This window comes from Achromobacter sp. KK8 (assembly GCF_054188005.1).
The window spans coordinates 3,653,738-3,672,676 of record NZ_CM135178.1 but is presented as its reverse complement, the minus strand read 5'-3'; the positions used below and the strand labels follow the sequence as shown (position 1 = coordinate 3,672,676).

Genomic DNA, 18,939 nt, shown 5'->3' with positions numbered 1-18,939 from the left:
CCTTGCCTCCACGTTCGGACCCGCCCCAATGATCCTGACCATTTTCCTGCTGGTGCTGCTGGGCTTCATCGCCCTGGGAATGCCGATCGCGTTCGCGCTGCTGTTGAGCGCGGTCGCCATGATGTTCCAACTCGATTTCTTCGATACCCAGATCCTGGCGCAGAACATGCTGTCGGGCGCCAACAGCTTCACGCTGATGGCGGTGCCGCTGTTCATGCTGGCCGGCGAACTGATGAACGCCGGCGGCATTTCGCGCCGCATCGTCAACCTGGCCAGCATGTTCGTCGGCCACATCCAGGGCGGCCTGGGCTACGTCGCCATCTTCGCCAGCGTGCTGCTGGCGGCCCTGTCCGGCTCGGCCGTGGCCGACGCCGCCGCGCTCGGCTCGCTGCTGATTCCCATGTTGCGCGAGAAAGGCTACGACGCCGGCCAGGCATCCGGCCTGATCGCGGCCGGCGGCATCATCGCGCCGATCATCCCGCCGTCGATCTCGTTCATCATCTTCGGCGTCGCCACCAACGTTTCCATCACCAAGCTGTTCTTCGCCGGCATCGCGCCCGGCCTGATGATGGGCCTGACGCTGGTGGCGGTGTGGACCTGGGTGGCGCGCAAGCACGGCGCCATCAAGCCCGCGCCGCGCCAGCCCTGGAGCGCCCGGCTGCGGGCGCTGCGCGAATCGGCCTGGGCGCTGCTGCTGCCCGTCATCATCATCGGCGGCCTGCGCGGCGGCATCTTCACGCCTACCGAAGCGGCGGTGGTGGCCGCCGTCTACGCGCTGCTGATCAGCCTGTTCGTCTACCGCGAGATCGGCCTGCGCCACCTGCTGCCGCTGTTCATCAACGCCGCCCGCACCACCGCCGTGGTGATGTTCCTGGTGGCCGCCGCCATGGTCTCGTCCTACATGATCACGCTGGCCGACATGCCGCAGGACCTGATCGCCCTGCTGGAACCGGTGCTGGACCACCCCAAGCTGCTGATGTTCGCGCTGCTGGTCCTGTTGACGCTGATCGGCACGGTGATGGACCTGACGCCCACCATCCTGATCCTGGCGCCGGTGCTGATGCCGGTCGTCACGCAGGCCGGCATCGACCCGGTCTACTTCGGCGTGATGTTCGTCATGGTGGGCTGCGTCGGCCTGCTCACGCCGCCCGTCGGCACCGTGCTCAACGTGGTCTGCGGCGTGGCCCGCATCAACATGGAAACCATCTGCAGGGGCGTGTGGCGCTATGTCGCGGCCTACACGCTGCTGCTGGTACTGCTGGTGATCTTCCCCGAGCTGATCACCGTCCCCGCGAGCTGGATGCACTGAGGCCCGTACACAGAGGCGCCGACCCCGCGCCATTCAGAAGAAGCCAAGGAGGAACAACCATGAACATCCGTTTCAAGACCCGTCTCGTCGTGCTGGCGGCCGCGCTGTCCTGCGCCTTCGCCGGCGCCGCCGCGGCCGCCGACGTCAAGCCGCGCCTGATCCGCTTCGGCTACGGCCTGAACGAGGACAGCGTGCAGGGCCGCGCCGCCCGCCACCTGGCGCAGGAACTGGAGAAGATCAGCGGCGGCAAGCTGAAGATGAAGACCTTCGGCTCGGCCAACCTCGGCTCGGACGAGCAGATGCAGGGCGCGCTGGTCGGCGGCGCGCAGGAAATGATGGTCGGCTCCACCGCGCCGCTGGCCGGCATGGTCAAGGAATTCGGCGTGTTCGACCTGCCGTTCCTGTTCAACAGCGAAAAAGAAGCCGACGCGGTGCTCGACGGCCAGCTCGGCCAGGACCTGCTCAAGAAGCTGGAAGCCAAGGGCCTGGTGGGCCTGGTGTACTGGGAAAACGGCTTTCGCAACATGACCAACTCCAAGCACCCCATCGTGCGCGCCGAGGACATGCAGGGCATCAAGCTGCGCGTGATGCAGAACCAGATCGCGCTGGGCGTGTTCAACACCCTGGGCGCGAACGCGGTGCCGATGCCGTTCTCGGAACTGTTCACGGCGCTGGAAACGCGCACGGTCGATGGCCAGGAGAACCCCATCACCACCATCCAGAGCAGCAAGTTCTACGAGGTGCAGCCCTACCTGACGATCACCCGCCACGTCTACACGCCCTGGGTGGTGCTGGCGTCCAAGAAATGGTGGGACAAGCTCTCGCCCGACGAACAAAAGCTGGTGCGCCAGGCCGCCGAGGCCTCGCGCGACTTCGAACGCAAGGACAGCCGCGCCGATTCGCTCAAGGCGATGGGCACGCTGGAAAAGGCGGGCATGAAGATCAACACCGTGTCGCCCGAGGAAGTGGCGCGGATGCGCGAGAAGGTGCAGCCCGTGGTCGACAAGTACACCCAGGAACTCGGCCCGGACCTGGTCCGGCAACTGAACGCCGAGATCAGCAAGGCACGCAATTAGGTCCCCGGCGCGCCCGCCGGCGCGCCACGCATCACCGAAGCACACGAGGCACCCATGACCGACACTCCCCGCAAGCTGCGCAGCCAGAAATGGTTCGACGATCCCGCCCACGCCGACATGACGGCGATCTACGTCGAGCGCTACCTGAACTACGGCCTGACGCGCCAGGAACTGCAATCGGGCCGGCCCATCATCGGCATCGCCCAGACCGGCAGCGACCTGGCGCCCTGCAACCGCCACCACCTGGCGCTGGCCGAACGCATCAAGGCCGGCATCCGCGACGCCGGCGGCATCCCGATGGAGTTCCCGGTGCATCCGCTGGCCGAACAGGGCCGCCGCCCGACCGCGGCGCTGGACCGCAACCTGGCCTACCTGGGCCTGGTGGAGATCCTGCACGGCTATCCGCTGGACGGCGTGGTGCTGACCACCGGCTGCGACAAGACCACGCCCGCCTGCCTGATGGCGGCGGCCACCGTCGACATTCCCGCCATCGTGCTGTCCGGCGGCCCGATGCTGGACGGCTGGCATGACGGCCAGCGCGTCGGGTCCGGCACGGTCATCTGGCATGCCCGCAACCTGATGGCCGCGGGCAAGCTGGACTACGAAGGCTTCATGACGCTGGCCACCGCCTCCTCGCCCTCGATCGGCCACTGCAACACCATGGGCACGGCGCTGTCCATGAATTCGCTGGCCGAGGCGTTGGGCATGTCGCTGCCCACCTGCGCCAGCATCCCCGCGCCCTACCGCGAACGCGGGCAGATGGCCTACGCCACCGGCCTGCGCATCTGCGACATGGTGCGCGAGGACCTGCGCCCGTCCCGCATCCTGACGCGCGAGGCCTTCGAGAACGCCATCGTCGTGGCCTCGGCGCTGGGCGCGTCCAGCAACTGTCCGCCGCACCTGATCGCCATGGCGCGCCATGCCGGCATCGACCTGAGCCTGGACGACTGGCAGCGGCTGGGCGAAGACGTGCCGCTGCTGGTGAACTGCGTGCCCGCCGGCGAACACCTGGGCGAGGGCTTCCACCGCGCCGGCGGCGTGCCGGCCGTGATGCACGAACTGCTGGCCGCCGGCCGCCTGCACGCCGACTGCGCCACCGTGTCCGGCAAGACCATCGGCGAAATCGCGGCCGGCGCCAAGACCCACGACGCCGACGTCATCCGCGGCTGCGACGCGCCGCTCAAGCACCGCGCCGGCTTCATCGTGCTGTCGGGCAATTTCTTCGACAGCGCGGTCATCAAGATGTCGGTGGTGGGCGAGGCGTTCCGCCGCGCCTACCTGTCCGCGCCTGGCGACGAGAATGCCTTCGAGGCGCGGGCCATCGTGTTCGAAGGACCGGAGGACTACCACGCGCGCATCGAAGACCCGGCCCTGAACATCGACGAACACTGCATCCTGGTCATCCGCGGCGCCGGCACGGTCGGCTATCCGGGCAGCGCCGAGGTCGTCAACATGGCGCCGCCATCGCACCTGATCAAGCGCGGCATCGACTCGCTGCCCTGCCTGGGCGACGGCCGCCAGAGCGGCACCTCGGCCAGTCCGTCGATCCTGAACATGTCGCCAGAAGCCGCCGTGGGTGGCGGTCTGGCGCTGCTGCGCACCGGCGACCGCATCCGCGTCGACCTGAACCAGCGCAGCGTCATCGCGCTGGTGGACGAAGCCGAACTGGCGCGGCGGCGGCAGGATCCGCCCTACCAGCCGCCGCCGGCCCAGACGCCGTGGCAGGAGCTGTACCGGCAACTGGTCGGCCAGTTGTCAACCGGCGGCTGCCTGGAACCCGCCACCCTGTACCTCAAGGTGGTCGAAACGCGCGGTGATCCCCGGCATTCGCACTGACGGCGGCGGCAACGCTCCGGCGACGCCCGCAATGTAGAGGAAAAAGATGCGTTGATTTCGGCGCGTCACGCAGGGGCCGGGCTTTCAGTCCGGCCTCAGCGACCGGCCGCCGGGCCGCTCGGCTCGTCGGTGTTTTCCTTTGAGATATCAGGCGCTTGCGGGCTAGGGCGCGTCAGCACGTAGGCGGCGCTTGCCAGGAAAAAAAGGCCGACGCCGGATGCGAGCAAAGGCGACGGATGCGCGCCCCACCAGAACAGGCCGTAGCCCACCGCCATGCCCAGCGAGGCATACAGCTTGCCTTTGCGCGACACCGCCCCCTGCTCGCGCCAGGCGCGCAGCGACGGGCCGTAGGTGGGGCTATCCAGCAGCCAGCGTTCCAGCCGTGGGGACGAACGCGAAAAGCAGGCCACCGCCAGGATCAGGAAAATCGTCGTCGGCATCACCGGCAGGAAGGCGCCGATCACGCCCAGCGCCAGCATCGCGCAACCCAGGATCAGCCAAAGTGCTCTCATCATGATGGGGTGCAGGATAACGCAGTTGCCTGTCCGGAACATTTGCGCCCTCCCTTCGGTCAGATCCCCTCCCGCCGCGACCGGCGCCCCCTCCAGGAGGCCTTCTTGACCACCGAACCGCTCAACGCCAAGACCCGCCGCCCGCGCGCAGCGCCCGCGGTGCCGCCCGCCACCGAGACGGAAGGCACGCCGCTCATGCACATGAAGAAGGCGCTGGCGCAATTGCAGGCCGGCCGCCAGACACCGGAACGGGTACGAGCCGCGGGATTGCTGGCCAGCGCCATCGCCTGGATCAACATCCTGACCTGCAGCTAGCGCGCCTGACCGCCCGCCGGACGCGGGACAGCATGGCCCGGGCATCGCGATGCGGGCCCATCGAACGCGCGGCGCCCCTGCGCGCATTCGTGCCGGGACGCGAAAATGCTCTAGTCATCTAGATGTCACTCTCGAGGCATATCTTCTCCACCGATCCACAGCCTCGAAGGTATCCACCCATGCTTACCCTGTCCATCATCCAGGACCTGTTCGCCCGCCATGGCGCCGCCTACTACGGCGGCGAAGCCATCAGCCAGACCGAACACGCGCTGCAATGCGCGCAACTGGCCGAACAGGCCGGCGAGTCCGAAGCCGTGATCGTCGCCGCGCTGCTGCACGACCTCGGCCACCTGATGCTGGCCGAGAGCATCACCACCGACATGCGCCACCAGGATGTGGCCGCCGAAGCCCTCGCCCCGCTGTTCGGCGACGCGATCACGGCGCCGGTGCGCCTGCACGTTGCCGCCAAGCGCTATCTGGGCGTGATCGAACCCGCCTATCTGGACACCCTGTCGCCCGCCTCGGTGCAGAGCCTGGCGCTGCAGGGCGGCGTGTTCACCCCGGCGCAGGCCGACGCGTTCGCCGCGCAGCCACACGCCCAGGCCGCGGTGCGCCTGCGCCGCTATGACGACCAGGCCAAAGTGGTCGGCCTGTCCACGCCGCCGCTGGAACACTATATGGAAATGGTCGGGCGCTGTTTGCAGGCCCGTTGAATCCGGGCGGAAGATGCCCCGACGCGGAAAGACGCCCACACGTCCCCGCGCTGTTCAGCAGTCCGAGATTTGGCCCGCAGCCCTAGCCGGACACTCCGAAAGAACCAATCATCTGACGCGGCGAAAAATCATTCGCCAACTTGCGGCCGGCGGATACCGCCGGCCAGACCTTTGGTTCTTCCCGGAGATAACGTGAACAGTCCCGCCATGCAAACCATGATGTACGACGCCAATCGCAAAAGCGTCGGCGTGGCCTACCTCCTGTGGTTCTTCCTGGGCAGCGCGGGCGGACATCGCTTCTATACCGGCAGGACCGGATCCGCCATCGCCATGCTCGCGCTCACCATTGTCGGCATCGCCCTCAGCGTCATCGGCGTGGGACTGGTACTGCTGGCGGCCGTGGGGATCTGGGTGATCGTCGACGCCTTCCTGATTCCCGGCTGGATCCGCAATACCAACATGCGGCTGGCGGCGACCCTCTCGACCGGCAACATCCCCCTGCCCTGAAAGCCGGCTCAGCTCCGCAGCCAGCCCGCGGTCTCGGCGCGCTTGCCATGCACGTAATTCCACTCGGCACCGCAGGCCGAGCAGACGAATGCTTCGTGCCGCGCCCCGCCCTGCACCGCGGCAAGGCTGCGCACGTAGCCCAGGCTGATCAACTGGTCATGGCCCGCCGCGCCCGAGGTGGCCCGCACGATCGCCCTGCAATCTTCACAATCCGCCATCGCCCTCACCTTTCATTTTTCTTTCAATTCCTCTTGCGGGGAATCCTACAAAATGAAACGGGGCACAGTTTCATGAATTCTCACGAAACTCCGGGCGCGGCGGTTTGAGCAGCCCCGGGCATCAATCGGACTCGCTCTCCTTCTTGCGCGACCGGAACGCCGCGACCTTCATCCGGTTGCCGCATAGCGCCATGCTGCACCAGCGGCGCCGATGCGACTTGGTCCTGTCATGGAACATGAGCGTGCAGTCATGCGCCTCGCATTGCCGCACAAGCGCCAACGGCGTGTCGGTCAGCAATTCGACGATGGCTCGGGCAACAGGCTCGAGCACGCCGGCCGCGTCGTCCAGGCGGCGCGGCCTGACCGCCTTGAAGGACTGGCTGGCGCCGTCCCACGCCAATTCCGTGGCCGCCCCGCCCGCCTTGAGCACGTGGTTGACCACGCTGGCGTCCGAGTCACCGCCCGACTTGGCGGCCTGCAACAAGGATCGAGCGCTTTCGCGCAATTGCAGGGCCAGCTCCCGCAGGCCCGGGGGCGCCACGCGGGTCCCCCGCGGCAACACATCCGCCAATTTCAACCATGCGAGCACGGCGTCATCGTCGCCGAAACAGTCGTGGCGCGCCGCCCCCACCCCGTATTCAGTGTTGATGAAATCGAGTGCAAGGTCGTCGCCCACGAAAAGCGGGGTTTTTTGATTTTGTGCGGTGTCTGGCATGGGATAAATGTAACCTATAAAAATAAATTTGACCAGTTACTAGAATCCAAAGTAACCTGAAAAACCAAATTCAACGGTTACAAAGGAAATGCATCATGACTTCGAATAGCGCGACGGAAACCAGCGGCCTGCCCTCGACCCCGTTGACCGCGGGCGTATCCGCGGCCGATCTGCAGGTCCATCATCGGTTCGAACAGGTGGGAGACGTGAAGGTGTTCTACCGGGAGGCAGGCCCGCGCGATGCGCCCATCGTGCTTCTGCTGCACGGCTACGCCGCCTCTTCATTCATGTACCGCAATCTCATCCCGCTGCTTGCGGACGGGTACCGCGTCATTGCGCCCGACTTGCCCGGCTTTGGCTTCACCGAAGCCCCCGCGCGCGGACAATATGACTACACCTTCGACCAGCTCGCCAAGACCATTGGACAGTTCACGCGGCAACTGGGGCTGGATCGCTACGCCATGCAGGTGTTCGACTATGGCGCCCCGGTGGGCTGGCGCCTCGCCGCGGAACACCCGGCGCGCATCAGCGCCATCATTTCGCAGAACGGCAACGCGTACGAAGAGGGGCTGGGGGCGGGCTGGGCGCCGATCCAGAAATACTGGAAGGACCCATCGCAGGCCAACCGCGACGCCCTGCGCGAGTTCGCCACGCCGGCCTCGATCCGATGGCAATACCTCGAAGGCGTTCCGGACCAGACCCTTGTGGCCCCCGACGCGATTGCGCTCGAAGGCCACCTGGTTTCCCGGCCCGGCAATGCCGACGTCCAGCTCGACCTGCTGCTGGACTACGCCTCCAACGTCCAGAAGTATCCGGAGTTCCAGGCGTACTTCCGCAAGCACCAGCCGCCGCTGCTGGCCGTGTGGGGCAAGAACGATCCCTTTTTCCTGCCCGCCGGCGCCGAGGCCTGGAAGCGGGATATCCCGGGCGCCGACGTGCGCTTCTACGACACCGGCCATCTGGCGCTGGAAACCCACGGAGCCGAGATCGGCGCGGTCATCCGGCGGTTTCTGGATAAGAACGCGAAGTGAAGCGCGGCCGGTATGTCTCTTTGACATACCGCGCCAATTCCAGCTCCACCACTGACATGGATTGCACTTCGCTTCCAGGATTCAGAAGGCGGTGCGCCGCCTCGAGCGTACGCCGCGCGCATCGCTCGGCGTTGGTGACGGCGGGCGCCGTCGGGGCATGAGTGTCGAACACGACGATGGGCATGGCAGCTTCTCCGGGTAGGGACATCGGGCAGTGGCGGCAACACCAGAGCAAGTCGCGTGCCCGGACGGGCAGGCGCGGGGGTGTACTTCAAGCCCCCGTGGCTCGCCAGCCACGATTCTCCGCATTTCCGAAAGACGTCGTCCTTCCCGTGTCGCAAATCACGCCGTTTGCCGGGCAGAAGCCGTGGCGCTGCGACACCAATCATTTCTCCGAATACAACAGGTTTCCCATAATGAATCCAAGCGGAACCAAGTGCTGGTCCGCTTCAAAAGTGAATCATCGAGAACAGTTGACGGCAATCGCTTCGTAGCCGGCATCAACAACTGAAACGGTGTGCGGCGCCGTCCGAAGAATGGATATGGCGAATCAAACTGTTCGATATACCGGCGGGTGGCAATCATACTGTCAGCGTGATGTTCGCGAGCAATGACGGAAATGTTGCCCGCATCACCGATGGGTCGCTGGTGGTCGAAGAACTCTACTGAAGATTTCACCCGGATTTTCATCACCAAGCAGACGGTTCTGCCCCGCCTGATCTACATCGTGAAAAAGCAAAAAGCCGCGAAGTCCAGGACTGTCGCGGCTTTTCAGGGTGATGCCTGACTAGCTCTATCAGGCATTCACTTTGCAGGAATTTGGTAGGCGGTATTGGAATCGAACCAACGACCTCCACGATGTCAACGTGGCGCTCTAACCAGCTGAGCTAACCGCCTGCAAAGAAGAAGAATTATATAGTGCTTTTTTAAACTGTGCAAATCGTCTTTTCAGATTTTTTGCTGTTTTTATTTCGTTGCTTATCAGGCTTCAGAAAATGCCGCGAATCGTCTGGATCATGCGTTCTTGCCGCATGTTGTGGCACATGCGCATTTGGCAGATACCTTCGATTCACTAAATTCTTCAGCCGCAACGGCCGGGTTCGCGGTTTTCACCTTCCCTGCCAGCACTGCTTTCCCTTCTATTTCTTCGCGTCTGCGGCATGCACCGCAGCAACGAAGAACGAGATTCTATCAGAACTTTTTATTCCTTGCTCGACCTCGACGCCACTGCTCACATCGACCGCCCACGGCCGCACCGATTGCACCGCCGCGGCAACGTTGTCGGGGTTCAGTCCGCCCGACAGGATCAGCGGGCGCGACACGGGATCGGCCGCCACGTCGGCGAGCAAGGCATGGTCGAAACCATGGCCGCTGCCGCCGTAGCCCGCGCTGTAGCTGTCGAACAGCCAGCCGGCGGCTTCGCCGAAGGCGCGGCAGTACGTCGCCAGGTCTTCCGGCGTATCCAGGCCGGGCGCGCCGGCACGGAATGCACGCAGGTAGCGATGGCCATAGCGCGCACAGTCCGGCGGCGTTTCGTCGCCATGGAATTGCAGCAGCTCCGGTCCCACCTCGTCGAGCACCGCCTGCACCTGCGACGGATCCGGGTTCACGAAGAGCGCCACCACGTCCACGAAGGCCGGCACCGCGCGGCGCAGTTGCGCCGCGCGGGTCGGCGTGACGTAGCGCTTGCTCTTGGGATAGAAGACAAAACCGATGGCATCGACGCCGGCCGAGACGGCGGCGTCGATATCTTCTTCGCGGGTCAGGCCGCAGATCTTGATGCGTGTGCGCATGGAATTCACCGCTTGTGTCGCTCGGCGCGACAGGTCCGATCAGTATAAGCGAACGCTCTCCGGCCCCGGCGCGCCGGCCCGGCCAGGCGCGTTCAGGCGGCCGGCTGGCCCAGCGTGGCCATGAGCGAATCGAAGCTGCCCTCGGCCACGCGGAACCAGGGGATTTCCTTGTCGCGAAAGGCGGTCATGCTTTCGTACAGCTTCTTGAACATGGGATCCTTGCCGCTCAACTCCTGGTAGAGCTTGAGCGCGGCCTCGTGGGCGGCTTGCAGCATCGGCCTGGGGAAAGCCTTGAGCTGCGCGCCGCGCTGCACCAGCCGGCGCAGGGCGTCGGGATTGCCGGCGTCGTACTTTGCGATCATGTTGGAAGTGGCCATCCGCGAGGCCAGCTCCAGCGCCGCCTGGTAGGACTTGGGCAATTCGTCGTGCGCGTCCTGATTGACGTACAGCGACAACTGCAACGTGCCCGCCCACCAGCCAGGAAAATAGTAGTTCCGGGCGACCTTGTAGAGCGCGAGGCTCTCGTCATCGTGCGGACCGATCCAGGCCACCGCATCGACGCCGCCCTGCTCCAGCGCCGCATAGGTATCGGCGATCGGCAGGTCCACCGGCGCGGCGCCCATGCGGGCCAGCACCTGGCGGGCGAAACCGCCGGCCTTGACCTTCAGGCCGCGCAGGTCGTCCACCGTCTTGACCTCGCCGCGAAACCAGCCGCCCATCTGGGCGCCGGTAAAGCCGCAGGGAAAGTTGAGGATGTTGTATTTGTCGAACAACACGCGGGTCAGCGCCAGCCCCTCGCCCTGGATCATCCAGGCATTCATCTGCCGGGTATTCAGGCCGAATGGCACGCCGGCATCGAAGCACAATGCGGGATCGGTATCGAAGAACCGGGTCGACGCGGTGTGGCCGCATTCGACGACGCGCTGTTGCACCGCGTCCAACACCTGGCCGGCGTCCACCAGATCACCGGCGGAGAATATCTCGATGCGGAACTTGCCGTCGGTGACGTCGCCGACATAGCGCGCCACGTCCTCGGCGCCGGCGAACAGCGTCGGCGACTCGTTGGGGAAGCTCGATGCCAGCCGCCACGAAACCGCCGGCGCATCCTGCGCATACGCCGGCGCGGCGATCACGGCGCCGCTCGCGGCCCCCAGGGCGGTTCGTTTCAAAAACGCGCGGCGTTGCATGAGACAGGCCTCCATTGGGCGCCGGCCGGCGTCCGGCTAGGGCGGGTTGCCCGACGGTCGGGTGAAGGGCGACAGCAACAGGGCTCCGCCATCCAGCTCGTCTAGGCCGAACTCGTCCGGGTAATCGATGGCCGACAGATACAGGCCATCGGGAGAAAACGTGGGCGCGCCGCGCCGGCGGTCGCGCCATGAAAGCAGTTGCGCCATCCAGTCCACCGACTCGCGCCCCTGCCCAATCTGCAGCAACGCGCCCATGATGTTGCGCACCATGTGATGCAGGAACGCGTTGGCCCGCAGCGTGAACACCAGGAACGGACCGCGCTCGTCGATGTCGAGCTGATGCATGATGCGCACCGGGTGTTTGGCCTGGCACTGCGAGGAACGAAAACTGGAAAAATCGTGCTCGCCCAGCAAGGCGTTCGCTGCGCCGCGCATGGCATCGACATCCAGGGGCTGGTAGCACCACCCGGCGCGGCCGGCCCAAAGAGCGGGACGCACCCGGCCTCGCCACAGCAGGTAGACGTAAGTCCGGGCGCGGGCCGAAAACCGGGCGTGGAACGCGTCCGGCACCGCCTTGGCCCATTGTACGGAAATGCTGGAGGGCAGGAAGGCATTCACGCCGCGCACCCAGGATTCCATGCGGCGATCGAGCGTGGTGTCGAGATGGATAACCTGCATCGCGCCATGCACGCCGGTGTCGGTGCGGCCGGCGCAGATGGTGGGGACGGCGTCCGTCACGCCACAGAACTGCGCCAGCGCGGCCTCCAGTGTGTCCTGCACCGTCTGCCGGTGCGGCTGGGTCTGCCAACCCTGCCAGGCGGAGCCGTCGTATGCCAGCCCCATTGCAACTCTAGGCATCGTTCAAATCCGGGGACCGCCAACCGGGCGCGGTTCGTCCGTGGGCGGTTCGTCCAGGTCGAGGCTGATGGAATCGAGCTTGCGGTTCAGCGCCGCGGTGTCCAGCACCGGCTCGTTATAGGCGTAGGTTTCCTCGTCGTCATCGCCGCGCCGCGCGCCCGCGCGTCGCAGCACCCAGGCGATGGCGAAAGCGATCAGCGCCAGCACGGCGGTGACGATGACGAGAAGGTTGTCGGCCAACCAGGCCGGCATCGAAGAAGTCAAATCCTTATCCTTGTTCTTGTCGGCCGACGCCTGCGCGGCGGCCTTGTCCTGTTGCGCGGCGGCCGTCGACGGACCGGCGGCGCCGGGCGTGCCGGAGAGGCCCGGCGCTCCCGTGGCGCCGACGGCGCCAGGGGTGCCCGATGCGCCTGCGGCACCCGTTGCGCCGGGCGAGCCCGATGCGCCCGCCGCTCCAGTCGCGCCAGGCGTACCCGATGCACCCGCCGCACCAGTCGCGCCAGGCGTACCCGATGCACCCGCCGCGCCAGTCGCGCCAGGCGTGCCCGATGCACCCGCCGCTCCGGTCGAACCAGGCGTACCCGATGCGCCCGCCGCGCCAGTCGCGCCAGGCGTGCCCGATGCACCCGCCGCTCCGGTCGAACCAGGCGTACCCGATGCGCCAGTCGCGCCAGGCGTACCGGATGCACCCGCCGCTCCGGTCGCGCCAGGCGTACCAGATGCACCCGCCGCTCCGGTCGAACCAGGCGTGCCCGATGCCCCCGCCGCTCCAGCGCCTCCCGTGGCGCCGTTCGCGCCCGCAGCCCCCGCAGCGCCAGGAGCGCCAGTGGCGCCCCCCTGCCCCGCGACGGCCTTGTTCAATTCATCGACATTGCTCTGCAACTGATTCACGCGGCCCTGGGCATCCGCCATGGCTCGCGCGTCGGAGGCGCGCTGATCAGCCTGCGCATCGGCCTGGGCCGTCGCGCCGCCTTGGGCCTGGCCGGAGGACAGGCGCACCCGGTCCTGCGGCTGGGACGCCGTGGCCACGCCCGTGTCGCCGGGACGGGCCACCGTGCCGGAAGCGGCATCCTGGCCCTTGACCACCGAGGGGTTGGCGCCGGCCGCCGCGCCCAGACGGGCCCGGTAGCGGGCGAACGCTTCGGCGTGCTCGTTGAAAATACGGCGCGCCTCCGCCGGATCGACGGCGCGCACGGTCGCCGCGTCGGGAATCGCCAGTTTCTGCCCGGCCCGCACCAGATTCATGTTGCCCTGGATGAACGCATCGGGATTGGCGCGCCACAACGCCACCAACATCTGGTAGATCGAGGCGTTCGGCACCGCATTGCGCTGGGCAATCGCAAACAGCGTGTCGCCCGACTTCACGTTGACCGACCCCGCCGTGCCGCTGGCGCGGCTCGGCGTGCCAACGGCCGCGGGCGAAACCTCGGCGCCCGCGCCCCGCAACGGCACCAGGATGCTGACCTGCACCTGCCGCTGGCCCGAGCTGGAGCTGATGTCCAGCAGCAGGTCGACCGCGCCGCCGGACGGCGCCTGCGTCGACCGCACCCGCAGGTTCTTGCGGGTCGGATCCATCCCATCCTCGACCCTCACCACCAGGCTGGCCAGCGGCGCGGGCGGTTTCAGGCCCGCGCGTTGCCACGAAGCCTCGTCGGCCACCGACACCCGCAGCGACGCGATTTCGTCGGGTGTGAGTTCCTGCAATCCCACCAGCGCCTGCAAGGGCGCGCCCGGGGCCGAGACCACCCGCGAATGCCCGACCCGCATGGCCAACGCCGGGCTGCAAGCGCTCGCGCCGATCGCCAGTGCGATCGCCCACTGGAGGGCCTTCAAACGGCGGGCATGCTTCACTTGGCGCGAACGCTGGGTCATAAGCTGGAATTCCGTTCTTGTCGTCGAATGGTCGGGCGGAGGCTGTTCGCGGCGAACGCGTGAGAACAAGCCTCAATTCACCGGAAAAGTGTAATGGATCGAGCGCGTTTCACAAACCTGAAAGGCGCATCGGCGTTGGCTGGCCGGCACATTGCCAGCCGCATCCGATGCGCTGATGACCCGGCGCAAACGACAAAGGCACCCGAAGGTGCCTTTGCGGTACGGCCTCGTCGCGAGCGGGCGGCCAGGCCGGCCGCCCGCCAGGCCTCAGGCTTCGGCCAGCGCGATGCGCAGCATGCGGCGCAGCGGCTCGGCGGCGCCCCACAGCAACTGGTCGCCGACGGTGAAGGCGCTGAGGTATTGCGGGCCCATCGACATCTTGCGCAGGCGGCCCACCGGGATGTCCAGCGTGCCGGTGACCGCGACCGGGGTCAACTCGCGGATGGTCTCTTCCTTGCTGTTGGGGATGACCTTGGCCCACTGCGTGCCCTGGGCGATCAGCGCTTCGATCTCGTCCAGCGGCAGGTCGCGCTTGAGCTTGATGGTCAGCGCCTGGCTGTGGCAGCGCATCGCGCCGATGCGCACGCACAGGCCGTCGATCGGGGTGGCGGCGGTGCCGAAGGCGGCGCCACGGCCGAGGATCTTGTTGGTCTCGACCTCGCCCTTCCACTCTTCCTTGGACATGCCGTTGCCCAGGTCCTTGTCGATCCAGGGAATCAGGCTGCCGCCCAGCGGCACGCCGAAGTGCTCGTGGGGCAGCGCGGCGTCCTTCTGCTTGGCCAGGATGCCGCGGTCGATTTCCAGGATGGCCGAGGCCGGATCGTCCAGCAGCGGCTTGACGGCGTGGTTCAGCTCGCCGAACTGGGTCAGCAGTTCGCGCATGTGCTGCGCGCCGCCGCCGGAAGCGGCCTGGTACGTCATGGTGGTCATCCACTCGACCAGGTCGTTGTTGAACAGGCCGGCCAGGCCCATCAGCATGCAGCTGACCGTGCAGTTGCCGCCGATGAAGTTGCGCACGCCGCGCTTGAGCGCCGCGTCGATCACGGGACGGTTGACCGGGTCCAGCACGATGATGGCGTCATCGGCCATGCGCAGCGTGCTGGCGGCGTCGATCCAGATGCCGTTCCAGCCCGCGCCGCGCAGCTTCGGGTAGACCTCGGAGGTGTAGTCGCCACCTTGCGCCGTCACGATGATCGGCAGTTTTTTCAGAGCGTCAATGTTGTAGGCGTCTTGCAGCGGGCCCGCGCCAGTCGCCCAAGTGGGGGCGGCGCCGCCGGCGTTGCTGGTGGAGAAAAACACCGGTTCGATCAGTGCGAAGTCGTTCTCGTCGCGCATGCGTTGCATGAGCACCGAGCCGACCATACCGCGCCAGCCGACAAGGCCTACTGCTTGATTCATTTCAATCGCTCTTTAAAGGTGGGGACAAGGTGTGGTGAAAAAACGTGCAAGAACCCAACAATTTATCAGAATGCACGCATGGATGTTGCGGCGCAGCTTGAAAAAACGGGGCCGCAATCAAAGCCACCCTGCTTTCGCGGCGCCGCGGCAACATCGACATGAAAAAGGGCCGCCCCTGCGGGCAGCCCCTGGAATCGGGACAGCGCCGCAAGGGCGCGTCCCTTGCAGGCATCAGGCCAGGGCTTTGAGGACGGCGTCGCCCATGCCCGAGGTGCTGACCTTGGTGGTGCCGGGTTCGAAGATGTCGGCGGTGCGCAGGCCATCGGCCAGCACGCGGCGCACCGCGGCTTCGATGCGGTCGGCCTGCGCCGCCAGGTTCAGCGAGTAGCGCAGCAGCATGGCGGCCGACAGGATGGTCGCCAGCGGATTGGCGATGCCTTGGCCGGCGATGTCGGGCGCCGAGCCGTGGCTGGGCTCGTACAGGCCCTGGCCGCCGGCGTTCAGCGAGGCCGACGGCAGCATGCCGATGGAGCCGGTCAGCATGGCGGCCTCGTCCGACAGGATGTCGCCGAACAGGTTGCCGGTGACGATCACGTCGAACTGGCGCGGGTTGCGCACCAGCTGCATGGCGGCGTTGTCGACGTACATGTGCGACAGCTCGACGTCCGGATACTCGCGCGCCACTTCGATGACGATGTCGCGCCAGAACTGCGAGGTCTCGAGCACGTTGGCCTTGTCGACGCTGCACAGCTTCTTGTTGCGCTTCTGGGCGGATTCGAAGCCGATGCGGGCGATGCGGCGCACTTCCGATTCGGCATAGCGCATCGTGTCGTAGCCTTCGCGTTCGCCGGCAAAAGCGCCGTCCGGCGACGAGCGCACGCCGCGCGGCGTGCCGAAATAGATGTCGCCGGTCAGTTCGCGGATGATCAGGATGTCCAGGCCGGACACGATCTCGGGCTTGAGCGAGGAGGCGCTGGCCAGCTCGGGATACAGGATGGCGGGACGCAGGTTGGCGAACAGGCCGAGCGCCTTGCGCAGGCCCAGGATGGCCTGCTCGGGGCGGAATTCGCGCGGCAGGCTGTCGTACTTCCAGTCGCCGACGGCGCCGAACAACACGGCGTGCGATTCCTTGGCCAGCTTCAGCGTGGCCGGGGGCAGCGGGTGCTCGAACTCGTCGAAGGCGGCGCCGCCGACGGCGGCCTGCTTGATGTCGAACGGCACGTCCAGCGCCTTCAGGACGCGCACGGCCTGTTCGACGATTTCGGGGCCGATGCCGTCACCCGGCAAGACTGCGATGTTGTGAGTCATGGAAAAAACGGTCCTGTGGTCGGTATGAAGGGAGCTGTCAGGCGATCGGCCGGCTTTCCAGCCAGGGATGGCGGGCCAGGCGCTCGGCCTCGAAGGCGCGGATCTTGTCGGCGTGGCGCAGGGTCAGGCCGATATCGTCGAAGCCGTTCAGCAGGCAGTACTTGCGGAACGGCTCGATGTCGAACTTCATGGCGCGGCCGTCGGCCGCCACCACTTCCTGGCGCTCCAGGTCGATGTTGAGCTTGTAGCCGGGGAAGGCCTTCACTTCGTCGAACAGGCGCGCCACTTCGAGCTCGGACAGCACGATGGGCAGCAGGCCGTTCTTGAAGCTGTTGTTGAAAAAGATGTCGGCGTACGACGGCGCGATGATGGCGCGGAAACCGAACTGAGTCAGGGCCCAGGGCGCGTGCTCGCGGCTCGAGCCGCAACCGAAGTTCTTGCGCGCCAGCAGCACCGAGGCGCCCTGGTAGCGCGGCTGGTTCAGCACGAAATCGGGGTTGAGCGGGCGCTTGCTGTTGTCCATGCCCGGTTCGCCGTGGTCCAGGTAGCGCAATTCGTCGAACAGGTTCGGGCCGAAGCCGGTGCGCTTGATGGACTTGAGGAACTGCTTGGGGATGATGAGGTCCGTGTCGACGTTTTCGCGGTCGAGCGGAGCCACCAGGCCTTCGTGAGTGGTGAATGCTTGCATGATGTCGGTACTCGGTGGGCGCTTAACGGAACGTGCGGACGTCGACGAAGTGGCCGGCCACGGCGGCGGCCGCGGCCATCGCCGGGCTCACCAGGTGGGTGCGGCCACCCTGGCCCTGGCGGCCTTCGAAGTTGCGGTTCGAGGTCGAGGCACAGCGCTCGCCCGGCTCGAGCCGGTCGGCGTTCATGGCCAGGCACATCGAGCAGCCCGGCTCGCGCCATTCGAAGCCGGCCTCGATGAAGATCTTGTCCAGGCCTTCGCGCTCGGCCTGCTGCTTGACCAGCCCGGAACCCGGCACCACCATGGCCTGGCGCACGTTGGAGGCCACGTGCTTGCCGCGCGCCACGACGGCGGCGGCGCGCAGGTCCTCGATGCGCGAGTTGGTGCAGGAGCCGATGAAGACGCGGTCCACGCGGATGTCGGTCAGCGGCGTATTGGGCTTGAGGCCCATGTATTCGAGCGCGCGTTCCATGCCGCTGCGGCGCACATCGTCTTTTTCGCGGTCGGGGTCCGGCACGCGCGAGTCGACCGGCAGCACCATTTCGGGCGAGGTGCCCCAGGTGACCTGCGGCTTGATGTCGCGGGCGTTGACTTCGACCACGGTGTCGAACTTGGCGCCTGCGTCGGTATGCAGCGTGCGCCAGTAGGCCACGGCGTGGTCCCACAGCACGCCGGACGGCGCGAATGGACGGCCGCGGAAGTATTCGATGGTCTTGTCGTCGACGGCGACCATGCCGGAGCGGGCGCCGGCCTCGATGGCCATGTTGCAGACCGTCATGCGGCCTTCGACCGACAGCGCGCGGATGGTGCTGCCGGCGAATTCGATGGCGTGGCCGGTGCCGCCGGCGGTGCCGATGATGCCGATGACGTGCAGCACGACGTCCTTGGCCGTACAGCCGAACGGCAGTTCACCTTCGACCTTGATCAGCATGCTCTTGGCCTTCTTCATGAGCAGCGTCTGCGTGGCCAGCACGTGTTCGACCTCGGACGTGCCGATGCCGAACGCCAGCGCGCCCAGCGCGCCGTGCGTGCTGGTGTGCGAATCGCCACAGACCACGGTCATGCCCGGCAGGGTGGCGCCCTGCTCCGGCCCGATGACGTGGACGATGCCCTGGCGCAGGTCGTTCATGCGGAATTCGGTGATGCCGTACTTGTCGCAGTTGGCGTCGAGCGTGTCGACCTGCAGGCGCGAGATGGGGTCGTCGATGCCCTGGGCGCGGTTCATCGTCGGCACATTGTGGTCGGCGACCGCCAGGTTGGCGCCGTTGCGCCACGGCTTGCGCTCGGCGATGGCCAGGCCTTCGAACGCCTGCGGGCTGGTCACTTCATGCAGCAGGTGGCGATCGATATAGAGCAGACAGGTGCCGTCTGATTCCTGGTGGACGATGTGGGCGTCCCAGAGTTTGTCGTAAAGGGTTTGGGCCATGGATGCGCTCTGCAAATAGACAATCCGGCTGGTGCCTGGCGCGAAGAAACCAAACGTTCCCGCGCCGGCCGCTGCGGCATGGAAGAATTATGCACAGCGACCAAACCTAGTACAAGCACACCGGCAATACTAGTACATGCAATACCACCATGCCTTGATCCTCGACATCGGTATCAC

The 18,939-nt window shown here is 66.4% G+C and carries 20 protein-coding genes and 1 tRNA gene; 8 read left to right on the top strand and 13 right to left on the bottom strand.

All coding sequences use genetic code 11. The annotated features are described in order from the left end of the window. Positions 1-28: 28 nt before the first annotated feature. The 3 genes from ACVN9Z_RS16875 to ACVN9Z_RS16865 are packed head-to-tail and all read left to right on the top strand — an operon-like array spanning position 29 to position 4,221. Positions 29-1,309: a TRAP transporter large permease gene (locus ACVN9Z_RS16875; RefSeq protein ID WP_020927028.1), complete on the top strand. Its 1,281-nt coding sequence runs from the start codon at positions 29-31 to the stop codon at positions 1,307-1,309. 59 nt (positions 1,310-1,368) lie between these two features. After that, the gene (locus ACVN9Z_RS16870) at positions 1,369-2,385 is read left to right on the top strand and encodes a TRAP transporter substrate-binding protein (protein ID WP_006387969.1); all 1,017 of its coding nucleotides are present in this window, start codon (positions 1,369-1,371) and stop codon (positions 2,383-2,385) included. 54 nt (positions 2,386-2,439) lie between these two features. Continuing rightward, positions 2,440-4,221 (top strand): IlvD/Edd family dehydratase, encoded by a 1,782-nt coding sequence (locus tag ACVN9Z_RS16865; protein WP_006387967.1) that lies wholly within the window; start codon positions 2,440-2,442, stop codon positions 4,219-4,221. 95 nt (positions 4,222-4,316) lie between these two features. On the opposite strand, the gene ACVN9Z_RS16860 is transcribed toward ACVN9Z_RS16865, so the two are convergent. After that, the gene (locus ACVN9Z_RS16860) at positions 4,317-4,736 is read right to left on the bottom strand and encodes a YbaN family protein (RefSeq protein WP_197742391.1); all 420 of its coding nucleotides are present in this window, start codon (positions 4,734-4,736) and stop codon (positions 4,317-4,319) included. 102 nt (positions 4,737-4,838) lie between these two features. Here ACVN9Z_RS16860 and ACVN9Z_RS16855 point away from each other — a divergent pair, with 102 nt between their 5' ends. The 3 genes from ACVN9Z_RS16855 to ACVN9Z_RS16845 all read left to right on the top strand — a co-directional run bounded on the left by ACVN9Z_RS16855 (position 4,839) and on the right by ACVN9Z_RS16845 (position 6,268). Next, entirely contained in the window at positions 4,839-5,048 is a 210-nt protein-coding gene (locus ACVN9Z_RS16855; protein WP_157140535.1) for a hypothetical protein, read from the top strand. Positions 5,049-5,227: 179 nt separating this feature from the next. Beyond that, complete coding sequence (locus ACVN9Z_RS16850; protein ID WP_006387963.1) at positions 5,228-5,761, top strand: phosphonate degradation HD-domain oxygenase; 534 nt, start codon at positions 5,228-5,230, stop codon at positions 5,759-5,761. Positions 5,762-5,953: 192 nt separating this feature from the next. Then, positions 5,954-6,268, top strand: a complete 315-nt coding sequence (locus ACVN9Z_RS16845; protein WP_006387962.1) for a TM2 domain-containing protein — start codon at positions 5,954-5,956, stop codon at positions 6,266-6,268. A gap of 8 nt (positions 6,269-6,276) precedes the next feature. On the opposite strand, the gene ACVN9Z_RS16840 is transcribed toward ACVN9Z_RS16845, so the two are convergent. Then, on the bottom strand, positions 6,277-6,486 hold the full coding sequence (locus tag ACVN9Z_RS16840) for a hypothetical protein (protein WP_241049333.1): 210 nt from the start codon (positions 6,484-6,486) through the stop codon (positions 6,277-6,279). 121 nt (positions 6,487-6,607) lie between these two features. Continuing rightward, positions 6,608-7,201 (bottom strand): CGNR zinc finger domain-containing protein, encoded by a 594-nt coding sequence (locus ACVN9Z_RS16835; protein WP_020927021.1) that lies wholly within the window; start codon positions 7,199-7,201, stop codon positions 6,608-6,610. 95 nt (positions 7,202-7,296) lie between these two features. Between ACVN9Z_RS16835 and ACVN9Z_RS16830 the strand changes: the two genes are divergently transcribed. Beyond that, complete coding sequence (locus ACVN9Z_RS16830) at positions 7,297-8,232, top strand: alpha/beta fold hydrolase (RefSeq protein WP_049053794.1); 936 nt, start codon at positions 7,297-7,299, stop codon at positions 8,230-8,232. Here the strand turns inward: ACVN9Z_RS16830 and ACVN9Z_RS16825 are convergent. Further along, complete coding sequence (locus ACVN9Z_RS16825; protein ID WP_131727810.1) at positions 8,198-8,416, bottom strand: hypothetical protein; 219 nt, start codon at positions 8,414-8,416, stop codon at positions 8,198-8,200. The two genes, ACVN9Z_RS16830 and ACVN9Z_RS16825, sit on opposite strands and share 35 nt — an antisense overlap. A gap of 426 nt (positions 8,417-8,842) precedes the next feature. Here ACVN9Z_RS16825 and ACVN9Z_RS16820 point away from each other — a divergent pair, with 426 nt between their 5' ends. Beyond that, positions 8,843-9,019, top strand: a complete 177-nt coding sequence (locus ACVN9Z_RS16820) for a hypothetical protein (protein WP_165596487.1) — start codon at positions 8,843-8,845, stop codon at positions 9,017-9,019. A gap of 33 nt (positions 9,020-9,052) precedes the next feature. On the opposite strand, the gene ACVN9Z_RS16815 is transcribed toward ACVN9Z_RS16820, so the two are convergent. The 9 genes from ACVN9Z_RS16815 to leuC all read right to left on the bottom strand — a co-directional run bounded on the left by ACVN9Z_RS16815 (position 9,053) and on the right by leuC (position 18,762). Beyond that, positions 9,053-9,129: transfer RNA gene (locus ACVN9Z_RS16815), tRNA-Val, on the bottom strand. Positions 9,130-9,371: 242 nt separating this feature from the next. Continuing rightward, a complete protein-coding gene (locus ACVN9Z_RS16810; RefSeq protein ID WP_006387957.1) occupies positions 9,372-10,025 on the bottom strand; it encodes a phosphoribosylanthranilate isomerase in 654 nt (217 codons plus the stop codon). 92 nt (positions 10,026-10,117) lie between these two features. Further along, positions 10,118-11,212, bottom strand: coding sequence for a TRAP transporter substrate-binding protein (locus tag ACVN9Z_RS16805; protein ID WP_006387956.1), 1,095 nt, complete (start codon positions 11,210-11,212; stop codon positions 10,118-10,120). Between the two features lie 36 nt (positions 11,213-11,248). Beyond that, positions 11,249-12,070 (bottom strand): tRNA pseudouridine(38-40) synthase TruA, encoded by an 822-nt coding sequence (truA, locus tag ACVN9Z_RS16800; RefSeq protein ID WP_238927174.1) that lies wholly within the window; start codon positions 12,068-12,070, stop codon positions 11,249-11,251. 3 nt (positions 12,071-12,073) lie between these two features. Beyond that, positions 12,074-13,942, bottom strand: a complete 1,869-nt coding sequence (locus ACVN9Z_RS16795; protein ID WP_458212413.1) for a FimV/HubP family polar landmark protein — start codon at positions 13,940-13,942, stop codon at positions 12,074-12,076. 267 nt (positions 13,943-14,209) lie between these two features. Beyond that, positions 14,210-15,340, bottom strand: a complete 1,131-nt coding sequence (asd, locus tag ACVN9Z_RS16790) for an aspartate-semialdehyde dehydrogenase (protein ID WP_006387952.1) — start codon at positions 15,338-15,340, stop codon at positions 14,210-14,212. Positions 15,341-15,571: 231 nt separating this feature from the next. Further along, positions 15,572-16,648: a 3-isopropylmalate dehydrogenase gene (leuB, locus tag ACVN9Z_RS16785; RefSeq protein ID WP_200221085.1), complete on the bottom strand. Its 1,077-nt coding sequence runs from the start codon at positions 16,646-16,648 to the stop codon at positions 15,572-15,574. Between the two features lie 37 nt (positions 16,649-16,685). Continuing rightward, positions 16,686-17,336, bottom strand: coding sequence for a 3-isopropylmalate dehydratase small subunit (leuD, locus tag ACVN9Z_RS16780; protein WP_006387950.1), 651 nt, complete (start codon positions 17,334-17,336; stop codon positions 16,686-16,688). A 22-nt stretch (positions 17,337-17,358) separates the two neighbouring features. Then, complete coding sequence (gene leuC, locus ACVN9Z_RS16775) at positions 17,359-18,762, bottom strand: 3-isopropylmalate dehydratase large subunit (RefSeq protein ID WP_006387949.1); 1,404 nt, start codon at positions 18,760-18,762, stop codon at positions 17,359-17,361. Between the last annotated feature and the right edge of the window lie 177 nt (positions 18,763-18,939).